The 12,166-nt window shown below is 37.0% G+C and carries 16 protein-coding genes; all 16 read left to right on the top strand.

What is annotated here, in order from left to right; genetic code table 11:
* Positions 1-5: 5 nt before the first annotated feature.
* Entirely contained in the window at positions 6-452 is a 447-nt protein-coding gene (locus tag JIN86_RS08200; protein WP_004269272.1) for a chemotaxis protein CheW, read from the top strand.
* A 9-nt stretch (positions 453-461) separates the two neighbouring features.
* Positions 462-1,094: a chemotaxis protein CheC gene (locus JIN86_RS08195; protein WP_004269270.1), complete on the top strand. Its 633-nt coding sequence runs from the start codon at positions 462-464 to the stop codon at positions 1,092-1,094.
* A gap of 1 nt (position 1,095) precedes the next feature.
* Positions 1,096-1,599 (top strand): chemotaxis protein CheD, encoded by a 504-nt coding sequence (locus tag JIN86_RS08190; RefSeq protein ID WP_004269269.1) that lies wholly within the window; start codon positions 1,096-1,098, stop codon positions 1,597-1,599.
* Positions 1,599-1,970 carry a hypothetical protein gene (locus tag JIN86_RS08185; protein ID WP_009371156.1) on the top strand — a complete coding sequence of 124 codons (372 nt, stop codon included), beginning with the start codon at positions 1,599-1,601 and terminating at the stop codon, positions 1,968-1,970. The genes JIN86_RS08190 and JIN86_RS08185 overlap by 1 nt, the downstream gene beginning before the upstream one ends.
* A gap of 212 nt (positions 1,971-2,182) precedes the next feature.
* Positions 2,183-2,431, top strand: a complete 249-nt coding sequence (locus JIN86_RS08180; protein WP_004269267.1) for a hypothetical protein — start codon at positions 2,183-2,185, stop codon at positions 2,429-2,431.
* Between the two features lie 216 nt (positions 2,432-2,647).
* The gene (locus JIN86_RS08175) at positions 2,648-3,418 is read left to right on the top strand and encodes a FliA/WhiG family RNA polymerase sigma factor (RefSeq protein ID WP_004269265.1); all 771 of its coding nucleotides are present in this window, start codon (positions 2,648-2,650) and stop codon (positions 3,416-3,418) included.
* A gap of 23 nt (positions 3,419-3,441) precedes the next feature.
* A complete protein-coding gene (locus tag JIN86_RS08170; RefSeq protein ID WP_004269264.1) occupies positions 3,442-3,744 on the top strand; it encodes a hypothetical protein in 303 nt (100 codons plus the stop codon).
* Between the two features lie 9 nt (positions 3,745-3,753).
* Positions 3,754-4,332 (top strand): DUF6115 domain-containing protein, encoded by a 579-nt coding sequence (locus tag JIN86_RS08165; protein ID WP_004269263.1) that lies wholly within the window; start codon positions 3,754-3,756, stop codon positions 4,330-4,332.
* Positions 4,333-4,487: 155 nt separating this feature from the next.
* Positions 4,488-5,207 (top strand): 30S ribosomal protein S2, encoded by a 720-nt coding sequence (rpsB, locus tag JIN86_RS08160; protein WP_004269262.1) that lies wholly within the window; start codon positions 4,488-4,490, stop codon positions 5,205-5,207.
* Positions 5,208-5,307: 100 nt separating this feature from the next.
* On the top strand, positions 5,308-6,195 hold the full coding sequence (gene tsf, locus JIN86_RS08155; protein WP_004269261.1) for a translation elongation factor Ts: 888 nt from the start codon (positions 5,308-5,310) through the stop codon (positions 6,193-6,195).
* A 216-nt stretch (positions 6,196-6,411) separates the two neighbouring features.
* On the top strand, positions 6,412-7,137 hold the full coding sequence (pyrH, locus tag JIN86_RS08150; protein WP_004269260.1) for a UMP kinase: 726 nt from the start codon (positions 6,412-6,414) through the stop codon (positions 7,135-7,137).
* Positions 7,137-7,694 carry a ribosome recycling factor gene (gene frr, locus JIN86_RS08145; protein ID WP_004269259.1) on the top strand — a complete coding sequence of 186 codons (558 nt, stop codon included), beginning with the start codon at positions 7,137-7,139 and terminating at the stop codon, positions 7,692-7,694. The genes pyrH and frr overlap by 1 nt, the downstream gene beginning before the upstream one ends.
* Positions 7,695-8,004: 310 nt before the next feature.
* Complete coding sequence (locus JIN86_RS08140; protein WP_004269258.1) at positions 8,005-8,799, top strand: undecaprenyl pyrophosphate synthase; 795 nt, start codon at positions 8,005-8,007, stop codon at positions 8,797-8,799.
* Complete coding sequence (locus JIN86_RS08135) at positions 8,796-9,596, top strand: phosphatidate cytidylyltransferase (RefSeq protein ID WP_202341657.1); 801 nt, start codon at positions 8,796-8,798, stop codon at positions 9,594-9,596. The genes JIN86_RS08140 and JIN86_RS08135 overlap by 4 nt, the downstream gene beginning before the upstream one ends.
* 62 nt (positions 9,597-9,658) lie before the next feature.
* Positions 9,659-10,804: a 1-deoxy-D-xylulose-5-phosphate reductoisomerase gene (gene dxr, locus JIN86_RS08130; RefSeq protein ID WP_004269256.1), complete on the top strand. Its 1,146-nt coding sequence runs from the start codon at positions 9,659-9,661 to the stop codon at positions 10,802-10,804.
* A 46-nt stretch (positions 10,805-10,850) separates the two neighbouring features.
* On the top strand, positions 10,851-12,113 hold the full coding sequence (gene rseP, locus JIN86_RS08125) for an RIP metalloprotease RseP (RefSeq protein ID WP_202341656.1): 1,263 nt from the start codon (positions 10,851-10,853) through the stop codon (positions 12,111-12,113).
* Positions 12,114-12,166: the final 53 nt, after the last annotated feature.

The raw sequence follows: 12,166 nt of genomic DNA, 5'->3' as shown, positions 1-12,166 counted from the left end.
AAAGTATGACAAATGCAGTGGAGCAAGAAAGTATTAAAGTAATAGTTTTTCAATTAGCAGATAAAGAATATGCAATTCCTGTGTCCCATGTTCAAGGAATTGAGAAATTAATGCATATCACACGTGTACCGAAAACAGCGAAATATGTAAAAGGTGTAATCAATCTACGAGGTGTTGTCACACCAATTGTGGATTTACGTGAACGTTTTGAATTACCTATTTCTGAACATGAGGAAACAACACGCATTATTATTATTTCATTAGAAGATATGGAAGTAGGCTTTGTAGTGGATTCCGCTAACGACGTTATTGATATTCCTGCAAGTGCTATTGAACCGCAACCAGAAGTCGTTGGCTCACTTGAAGAAGAATTTATTTCAGGCGTTGCTAAAGTAGAGAAGCGATTATTAATCTTATTACATTTAGAAAAAGTATTAAATCCACTAAAGTAGGGATCGATAATGACATTTAATCAAAAAATTACATCACTACATTTAGATGTATTAAAGGAGATTGGAAACATCGGTGCTGCGCATGCCGCGACAGCACTTTCCAATTTACTTGGGAAAAAAATTGATATGCGTGTTCCAAAGGTAGAGATGGTGTCCTTTAACGATATGATGGAGTTGGCTGGGGGATCAGAAAACGTAGTTGTTGGCATTTACCTTCGTATTGAAGGTGATGCAGAGGGAAGTATGTTCTTTATTTTACCTATCGAACAAGCAAACCGCTTTATACGTCGACTTATTTTCGATGACTCTTTTGACTTTAAAAAACGACCTGTTTCAGAGTTAGGTTTATCAGCTATGCAAGAAATGGGTAATATTTTATCGGGCTCCTATTTATCTGCCTTATCGGATTTTACTAATTTAAAAATTTATCCAACTGTGCCAGGTCTAAGTGTTGATATGTTTGGAGCTATAATAAGCATTGGTTTAATAGAATTATCTCATGTCAGCGATAATGTTATTGTTATAAATACATCCATTTTTGAAGAAGGTGTGGAAGACCATGAAACGGTGAGGGGTCATTTCTTCCTACTACCAGATCCTGACTCATTTGATGCCATTTTTAAAGCATTAGGGGTTTCGTGATATGTTAACCAATAGTAGTGGACAAGTGATTAAAGTGGGAATTGCACAAATGGATGTAGTAAAGCTACCTAACACGATTCGAACTTCTGGTCTTGGTTCATGTGTTGGTGTTATTTTGTATGATGAGTCAAAAAAAATTGCTGGTTTAATCCATGTGATGTTACCAGATTCAAGTTTAGGAAGAGCTGAGTCAATCAATGTCGCGAAATTTGCAGATTCAGGGATTGCTGCAATGATTGATTTACTAAAGTTAGAAGGCGTTCAAAAATTTAAACTCAAGGCAAAAATTGCAGGGGGTGCGCAGATGTTCCAATTTACTTCTGACAAAGATACAATGCGTATTGGTCCCCGCAATGTAGAAGCTGTCAAAAATGAATTAAAGAGGCAGGGCATCCCTTTAGTGGCCGAGGATACTGGTGGAAATAGTGGTAGAACGATTGAATTTAATCCTGCAACGTCGATATTACACATCCGAACAGTTAACCAGGGAGTGAGTGAAATCTAATGTTTGGTTCTATATTTTACAACCTATGGGGAGCATTAATTGCCTTTTCTATTTATTTTTTTAGTACATTTCAAAAACCATTTACGCCTCTGCGAATCCTGGTTGGCTCTTTTATTGTAGCAATCATCGCATTTTTTGTAATGTTTATTGTACGTTTTCTAATTGCTTACATCTTGTTTACACCAGAGGAAGATGAGGAAGCGGTTGAAGGCGATATAGAAGAAAAGGAACTTGAATCAATAGAAGGCGTAATACAAGAAGTGCCAATAGCTAATTCTACGGTTGAATTTCAAGATGAAAATTCCGAGGAAATTGCACAAGTAGTAAGAACGATGATGAATCGAGAAGAAGATCAACAAGTAAATGCGTAAAAGTAAGAGTCGTGAATAACGACTCTTTTTTATTGTGGCTGTGGAGTTTGTAGTATACGAAAAACTTAAGTGAAATTAATTATTTTTATTTTATTCATATATAGTCCTCATGTTAGCATATTTATACAAAGGAAAAAGCTTTAAATCTAAAAGCTCCAAATTATAAAAATGTAGCTTGTTCTGGGAATCTATCAACAGAAAAGATATTAATTATGGCACCATTTACTGGTCTTGTAGAAGAAACAAGTGAAGTGGCAGCGTTACTAGCTCATCATGGTATTGACATTACTTCGTCTGTTCCATTGGATCATACCATTCCTATTCCGTTATTAGATCAAAAGGGTGTTCAAATCTCTTTAACTCAAAGCTTAATCATATCCAACTGTATCCAAGTGTCATTACACAATCAGGATACAGTTTTTCTATGTCTTTCAAAAACAAAGGAATATATTAGAGACTAAGAGAAACAAATGAAATTATAGTCGATTCTTGTTATAATATAGGAAAGATGGCAACTGCTTATCGGGCTTTAACTACTCAGGGCTCACGTCTAGATTAGCTTAAATGTGGATTTTTATAAAAAAAACTGAGAAATCCTGTTGAATGATAAATTTTAAGAGCGCAAGTAGTCGTTAGTAAACAGGCGTGAAAAAGCGTTTTTTAGAGAGGTGGATTTCATGACACAACCAATTCTGAACGATGAGCAAAAACTGTGGAATCGCTGGATACATGAGCGTGATCCAGATGCTGGCGATTTACTTATAAAAAAATACATTTCTTTAGTATCCTATCATGTCCAACGTATTGGTGCAGGTCTGCCAAAAAGCGTATCACGAGACGATTTAACGAGCTTAGGGATGGTAGGACTTTTTGATGCATTAAATAAATTTGACATTAACAGAGATTTAAAATTTGATACATATGCTTCGTTTAGAGTAAGAGGAGCTATCATTGATGGTTTACGAAAAGAAGACTGGTTACCACGGTCAGCGCGTGAAAAAGCCAAAAAATTAGATGCACAAATTGAACAACTAGAACAAAAATATATGCGTCATGTAACACCTGAGGAACTTGCGGAGCATATGGAAGTATCTGTTGAAGATGTCTATCAAACTGTGCAAGAGCATTTTTTTTCAAATGTTCTTTCTATTAATGAACAACAAGACCAAGAAGAAACAGATGGCAAGACTTTTGTCATACGAGACGATACAACAAAAACACCTGAGCAAGCTATCATTAAATCTGAGTTGTTAGATGATCTTGCGGAAAATATTCAGAAACTCAATGAAAAAGAACAGCTTGTCCTTAGTTTATTTTACACGGAGGAGTTAACTTTGACAGAAATTGGTGAAATGCTTGAACTATCAACCTCTCGTATTTCACAAATTCATTCAAAAGCGCTATTAAAGCTACGAAAGCTATTATCTAGTGAAATGATTAATGCGTAAATATCCTTGAGGGAGAGATTTCAATGAGTTTAAAAGGTGTCGAGTTACAGATTGCTATTCCAAAAACATTTGAAGCAGGAAAAATGGCGGATCAGGCACAGCAGCAAGTATTGGCTCAGCAAGCACATGCAAATGAAGCATTAAAAAAAGAAGTAGAGCGCAAGCAAAAAATTGTCAACACATCAGAAGGTATGGATGAAATTAGTGAGGATGAAGATGCCGGTGGTGAGTATTTAACAGGGATTCATAAAAAGAAAAAAAAGGATCAACAGGAAAAACAGGCACAACATCCGTTTAAAGGGAATTTCGTGGATTTTAGTGGATAGGAGTTTACAATGACAACCATTCTAATAGCGGTGCTATTCTTTTTACAGCTAATTTCATTTTACTTTCTTATCATTTTAAATACAAAATTAGCAAAGTTTAAAGATTTGGAAAAGAAGCAAGAACGATTAATGAGGGAAATGGACGACACCATTAGTGTGTATTTAACGGAATTGAAAGATGAAAATGACCGTCTTATTAAAGAGCTACAAAATGTCTCTCAGTCAGAAATAGCTGCTAGTAGCTTGCAGCAAACGGAACAATATATGACACCTCAGGAGCAACCATCTTTGCCAGTAGCACACGAGGTGAAAAGTGATAGTTCTCTATCTTTAGAGAAGGATGCTCGTATCTATGTTCCTAAAAATATAGTCGCAAATGCTTATTCACGTCAGCAACATACAGGCTCGAAAATGGTGAAAACAGCTCCAACTCTAAAAGTAGAGGAGCAAAAAGAAGCTGAAAAATTGCTGACAGTGGAACAACAGGTTCTAGAATTAGCAAAGCAGGGAAAATCACCAGAGGAAATAGCGAAACAACTGCAAAAGGGTAAAACAGAAATCGAGCTTTTACTGAAATTCCATCACTAAATTGTTGCGAATCGTTCAAAGCTATGATATAGTTGCAAATGGTGTTATTACTACACACGCATTTTGATGCAGTAAGTGGTGCTCTAAGCTTAGGGTAGCTTGTTGTAGATGATAAATGCGGAGGATAAAAACCAAAATATTAGGAGGAAATTCACATGTCAGTAATTTCTATGAAACAATTACTTGAAGCTGGTGTACATTTTGGTCACCAAACTCGTCGTTGGAACCCAAAAATGAAGAAATATATCTTCGTTGAACGTAACGGGATCTACATCATCGACTTACAAAAAACTGTTAAAAAATTAGAGGAAGCTTATGACTTCATGCGTCAAGTTGGTCAAGATGGTGGTAAAGTTCTTTTCGTTGGTACGAAAAAACAAGCACAAGAAGCGATCAAAGATGAAGCTGAACGTTCAGGCAACTACTACATCAACCAACGTTGGTTAGGTGGTACTCTTACAAACTTCGGTACAATTCAAAAACGTGTTGCACGTATGAAACAAATCGAAAAAATGGAAGAAGAAGGAACTTTCGAAGTTCTTCCTAAAAAAGAAGTAATCCAACTTAAAAAAGAACACGAACGTCTAATCAAATTCTTAGGCGGTATCCGTGATATGCACGATCTTCCAGACGTAATGTTCGTGGTTGACCCACGTAAAGAACGTATTGCGGTTGCAGAAGCTCGTAAATTAAACATTCCTCTAGTAGGTATTGTTGATACTAACTGTGATCCAGATGAAATCGACTACGTAATCCCTGCTAATGATGATGCTATTCGCGCTGTTAAACTTTTAACTGCTAAAATGGCTGACGCGTTAATCGAGTCAAAACAAGGTGAAGAAGAAGCTCCAGCTGTAGAAGCTGCTGCTGAGTAATTCACGTTTACAAAAAGGTGATAAGTGGCTCAAAACCCTTATCACCTTTTTTAGAACCTATCATTAAATTATGTTCAACCAATTGAGGAGGAAACACTAAATGGCAAACATTACTGCACAATTAGTAAAAGAATTACGTGAAAAAACTGGCGCTGGTATGATGGATTGTAAAAAAGCGTTAGTACAAACTGATGGCGACTTAGAAGCAGCTATCGACTTCCTACGTGAAAAAGGTCTTTCTTCAGCTGCTAAAAAAGCTGACCGTATCGCTGCAGAAGGTACAACTTACATTTTAGAACAAGGTAACGAAGCAATCATCCTTGAAGTAAATGCTGAAACTGACTTTGTTGCGAAAAACGACAAATTCCAAGTATTAGTTTCATCTTTAGCTGAGCAATTACTTGCTGCTAAACCTGCTTCAGTTGAAGCTGCTTTAGAGCTTGTAAATGCTGAAGGCGTAAAAATTGTAGATCAAATCTCATCTGCTATTGCAACAATTGGAGAAAAAATTACACTTCGTCGTTTCGAAATTAAAACAAAATCTGATGCAGATGCATTCGGTTCATACTTACACATGGGCGGTCGTATCGGTGTGTTAGTAACTTTAGAAGGTTCTACTGATGCAGCAGCTGCTAAAGATGTTGCTATGCACATTGCAGCAATTAACCCAACTTATGTTTCTCGCGATGAAGTTTCTGCTGAGGAAGTTGAACGTGAGCGTAAAGTATTAACTGAACAAGCTCTTAACGAAGGTAAACCAGAAAATATCGTTGCAAAAATGGTTGAAGGCCGTCTTGGTAAATATTTCGAAGATGTTTGCTTACTTGACCAAACTTTCGTTAAAAACTCAGATCAAAAAGTACGTGATTTTGTAGCTTCAACTGGTGGTTCTGTAAACGGCTTTGTACGTTACGCTGTTGGTGAAGGTATCGAAAAACGTGAAGATAACTTTGCAGAAGAAGTAATGAGCCAAGTTAAAGGTAACTAATTTAGCTTGCATTTGATTCTAATCAAATAATATCTAGATTATCTAGACAAAAAAATGGGGAACACAACATAGCGTGTTCCCTATTTTTCCGAAGTGAATGAAAAAGTGAAGATAATTTTCTATTCTGCCTTATTCACAACTAGCAATTATTGTTAGATATACTATAATGGAAAAGGGAATAGGGATGTTTTAAATAAAGTCTTACGGAGGTTTACAATGAGTGTACCGCAATATAAACGAGTAGTTATTAAACTAAGTGGTGAAGCGTTAGCTGGAGAAGCGGGCTTCGGTTTATCACCAAAAATAATCAAGTCTGTTGCAGAAGAAGTAAAAGAAGTAGTAGATCTTGATGTAGAAGTTGCTGTTGTTGTAGGTGGCGGTAATATATGGCGTGGAAAAATAGGTAGTGAGATGGGAATGGATCGTGCTGCTGCGGACTATATGGGCATGCTGGCAACCGTAATGAACTCCCTAGCTTTACAAGATGCACTTGAAAAATTAGGCATTGAAACACGTGTTCAATCTTCTATTGTGATGACTCAAGTAGCGGAGCCATACATTCGTCGTAAAGCAGTTAGACATCTTGAGAAAAAGCGTGTCGTTATCTTTGCAGCAGGGACAGGTAATCCGTTCTTCTCTACTGATACGACTGCCGCATTACGAGCAGCAGAAATTGATGCTGATGCAATTTTAATGGCTAAAAACAATGTCGATGGCGTTTATTCAGCGGATCCTAAAGTGGATGAGACAGCCATTAAATATGATACACTCACATACTTAGACGTTATCCAACAAGGCTTACAAGTAATGGATTCAACGGCTTCAACTTTATGTATGGATAACGATATCCCGCTAATTGTTTTCTCAATTACGGAGCCGGGTAACATTAAACGTGCTGTACAAGGCGAAAAAATCGGAACAGTTGTTAGGAGGAATGTATAATGGCTAAACAAGTATTAGAACAAGCTAAAGAAAAAATGAACAAAACAATCGCAGCTTTCTCACGCGAACTAGCATCTATTCGTGCAGGTCGTGCGAACGCATCTCTATTAGATCGTATTTCGGTTGATTACTATGGAGCAGCAACACCAATTAACCAACTTGCGGGTGTTTCTATACCTGAAGCTCGTTTATTAGTAATTACACCTTACGATAAATCAATTTTAGGTGATATTGAAAAAGCAATTATGAAATCAGATATTGGTATCACACCAACAAATGATGGTTCTGTCATTCGTCTTATGATTCCTGCTTTAACAGAAGAGCGTCGTAAAGATCTAGTAAAACAAGTGAAAAAAGAAGCGGAAGATGCAAAAATTGCTGTACGTAATGTTCGTCGTGATGCAAATGATGATTTGAAAAAACTTGAAAAAGCTGGCGAAATCACAGAAGACGATCTACGTGGCTATGGAGAAGATATTCAAAAGTTAACAGATGAATTCATTGTGAAAGTAGATCAAGTAGCGAAAGATAAAGAAAAAGAAATTTTAGAGGTGTAAATAAACTTTTTACACGTCTATGATGGAACTTTTTGATGAGATGAAGGCGTCCTATACTTAACAGGACGTCTTTTCTCTTTATTATTCATAGCCAAATTGCTTACTCAAATAGAGAGCATGCATGAATGTGAAAAGGTCATTAATGATACAATCAATTATTATTTAACAAACTCATTCTTTAATATGTGTATAGTTCTAAAATAAGCTAGTACATACATAGTCAATTTAGAGGGAAAAAAAAGACAAAAGGCGCTTTTGTTTGATATGATAGGTTAGTATACGTCCGATTAGTTGTAGTGGGGGAGTTAGCATGTTTAAAAAGCTATTAGGTAAACAAATAAATATGGATACACTATCATTGGAGGAGCGTGTGGCCCTAGCTAAAAGCGAGCCGATTCCTGCCCATGTAGCGATTATTATGGACGGAAATGGACGTTGGGCCAAGAAAAGAGCTATGCCACGTGTGGCTGGTCATCATGAAGGAATGAAGACGGTGCGTAAGGTGACGAGATTTGCGTCAGACCTGGGTATTAAAGTCTTAACTGTCTATGCATTTTCCACTGAAAATTGGAAGAGACCAAAACCTGAGGTAGATTTTCTTATGCGGCTACCTGTTGAATTTTTAGGTTCCTTTTTACCAGAAATGATGGAGCGTAATGTACGTGTCGAAATGATTGGAGACCCATCTTTATTACCTGCCCATACACAAAAAGCGTTGTATGAGGCAATGGAAGAAACGAAGCATAATACAGGGCTTATTTTAAATTTTGCGCTGAATTATGGTAGTCGCTCTGAAATGGTCAATGCCATGAAAATGATGCTTCAAAAAGTGCAGGATGGTCAATTAACAATGCAAGACATAACAGAAGATTGCTTAACTTCTCATTTAATGACGGCCCATTTACCTGAGCCAGATCTTTTAATTCGTACAAGTGGTGAAGTGCGATTAAGTAACTTTATGCTATGGCAGCTCGCCTATACAGAATTTTGGTTTACAGATACATTGTGGCCAGATTTTAGTGAGGAAAACTTACTCGAAGCGGTGGAAAACTATCAAAAACGTAATCGCCGTTACGGTGGGTTGAAGGGAGAAGAAACAACTTGAAACAACGAATTATTACCGCAATAATTGCAGCAGCACTTTTCATTCCATTCGTTATTTATGGAAAAGTACCATTTGCCATACTTGTGCTAGCAATGGCTATTGTCGGTTTTTATGAAATACTTAAGATGAAAGGTATTTCCATCTTTTCTGTGCCTGGCTTCTTAGGACTGATCACTTTAATTTTACTGGTTATCCCGAAGGACTGGAGTGAAAGGGTTGTAGAATTAATAGGCTATTCGTCTAATCTAATGGTAGTCTATGGTCTAATGATGCTACTTCTTATTTACGTGGTTTTAGTAAAAAATAAAATTACTTTTGACGAAGTTGGCTTTATTTTATTAGGCGCATTTTATGTGGGATTAGGATTCCATTATCTAATTGAAACTAGAAATGTTGGATTAGAGTATGTTGTCTATTGCTTATTAGTTGTTTGGACAACGGATTCAGGTGCATATTTTGTAGGTAGAAAATTAGGGAAAAATAAGTTATGGCCAGAAATTTCGCCTAAGAAAACGATCGAAGGCTTTATAGGTGGAATAGTCATCGCTGTTATTTTTGCAGTAGGTATGCAACTCATTTACCCATTCGCAAATGGTTATATATCACTTGTTTTTGTAACGATTTTTGCCTCAATTATTGGTCAAATGGGCGATTTAGTAGAATCTGCTATTAAACGTCACTTTGATGTAAAAGATTCAGGCAATATTTTACCAGGGCATGGGGGAATTTTAGATCGCTTTGATAGTCTATTATTTGTCGTGCCTCTACTTCATTTTTTACATTTATTTGGTAATTAATTGTATAGGAAAAGACATTTTGCTAAATCATTTGCTTAGATAGAAAAAGGGGACAATTTGTTGTGAAAAAAATTAGTTTATTAGGTGCAACTGGTTCAATTGGTTGGCAAACCTACGATATCTTAAAAGAACAACGTGATGCTTTTCAATTAGTAGCTTTTTCATCAGGAAAGAACTTAGAGAAAACGCGAGAAATGATTGAAACATTAAAGCCCGAATTAGTTTCTGTGCAATTAGAAGAAGACGCACTAACACTAGCTAAAGAGTTTCCAAATATCCAATTTACGTTTGGAGCAAAAGGACTTGTAGAGGTAGCAACACATCCAGATTCAACTGTACTTGTCAATGCTGTGCTTGGAAGTGTAGGCCTTGAATCAACATTAGCAGCCATTCGTATGGGTAAAACGATTGCTATTGCTAATAAAGAAACGCTTGTAACTGCTGGTCATTTAGTGATGGCAGAGGCCAAAAAATACAAAGTAGCCATCTTGCCTGTAGATAGTGAGCACTCTGCAATCTTCCAATCGATGAATGGTGAGAATCCGAAAAATATTGAACGTTTGATTATTACCGCTTCTGGTGGTAGCTTCCGTGATAAAACACGAGAACAATTAAAACATGTGACGGTTGCAGATGCACTGAATCATCCGAACTGGTCTATGGGTGCAAAGATTACGATAGATTCCGCTACAATGATGAATAAGGGATTAGAAGTCATTGAAGCACATGTTTTATTTGATATGCCTTATGATAAAATAGATGTACTTTTGCATAGAGAAAGTATTATTCACTCTCTAGTTGAGTATCATGATACTAGTGTTATTGCTCAGCTAGGTACACCAGATATGCGTGTGCCAATCCAATATGCTCTAAGCTACCCAGACCGTATACCATTACAAAATGGTCAGCGACTAAATTTAGCGCAAATTGGTCAACTACATTTTCAAGAGATGGACTTTGAGCGATACCCTGCTTTGCGTTTAGCGTATGAGGCTGGTCGTATGGGTGGTACGATTCTGACAGCGATGAATGCAGCCAACGAAGCGGCAGTTGCAGCCTTTTTACAAGGGAAAATCACATTCCTTGAAATTGATGAGACGATTGAACGTGTGATGCAGGCACACCAAAACATTGCAGTACCAGATTTACAAACCATATTACATGTGGATAGTGAGACAAGAAAAATAGTGTTAGACATGGTAAAATAACGAAAGCACTGTATCGTTAACTAATCGCTATTAAAGGTGGGGTATTATGCAAACAGCCATTGCATTTATATTAATATTTGGTATGCTCGTCTTCTTCCATGAACTTGGACATTTCTTATTCGCCAAACGTGCAGGTATCTTAGTACGTGAATTTGCGATCGGAATGGGTCCCAAAATTTATGGAAAAACGCATGGAGAAACAATGTATACTATTCGATTATTACCAATCGGGGGATACGTACGGATGGCCGGCGAGGATATGGATGGTACGGAATTACAGCCAGGCTACCGAATAGGGCTTATTGTGAATGAGGATAATGTTGTTAAAAAAATTATTTTCAATCAAAATAATAAGCAGTTACCAGATTTATTATTTTTAGAAGTTGAACGCGCTGATTTAGAGAAGGATTTATTTGTAGAGGGTTACGATGAAGAAGAACGTCTAGTTCGTTATCAAGTTGCTAGAGACTGTGTGCTTATGGAAAATGGTCGTGAACTTGTCATTGCGCCACAGGATCGTCAATTTAATGCAAAAACAGTCGGCCAGCGAGCAATGACTATCTTTGCAGGCCCTTTGTTTAACTTTATTCTCGCGTTTGTGATTTATTTAGTGATTGGATTGATCCATGGTGTACCAACATACGAGCCAATTATCACGGAAGTAGTAGAGAATGATCCAGCTGCACAGGCAGGGATGCAGGCAGGAGATAGAGTAACAGCTATTAACGGACAAGCAGTTGAAAAATGGCAAGATTTAGCTGCAATCGTGCAAGATCATCCAAACGAAGATATTGCCGTGACAGTTGAACGAAATGGACAATCAGTGAACTTAAATATGACTGTTAAGGAAATCCAGCAGGATGGCGAGAAATATGGTCAAATAGGTGTACGCTATGAAAGTCCAAGAGAATTTAACCCATTAAAGGCAGTTGTATATGGAGCTCAGGAAACCTATAATATGACTGTGAAAATATTTGAACTATTAGGTATGCTAATTACCGGTAAGTTCACAATAGACGCACTTTCAGGTCCTGTAGGTATTTATAAAGCAACAGAGCAAGTTGCCCAATATGGTATTATGAACTTAATGAATTGGGCCGCAATGCTAAGTATTAACTTAGGAATTATGAACCTACTTCCATTACCAGCACTTGACGGAGGCCGTTTATTATTCTTTGGCTTTGAAGCTTTACGGGGTAAACCAATTGACCGTCAAAAAGAAGGTATTGTACATTTTGTAGGAATCGTCCTACTCATGATTCTAATGGTGGTTGTTACATGGAACGATATACAACGATTTTTCTTTTAAATCATTTACAGTTAAATGAAATTTGATTTCCTAGCTTTGAGCGCAATTTCGAT

Origin of the sequence: Lysinibacillus sp. HST-98 (genome assembly GCF_016757845.1) — a bacterium.
Lineage (GTDB): Bacteria > Bacillota > Bacilli > Bacillales_A > Planococcaceae > Lysinibacillus > Lysinibacillus capsici.
Note: the sequence above shows the minus strand (reverse complement) of the source record. Positions and strands in the feature narration are given on the sequence as shown.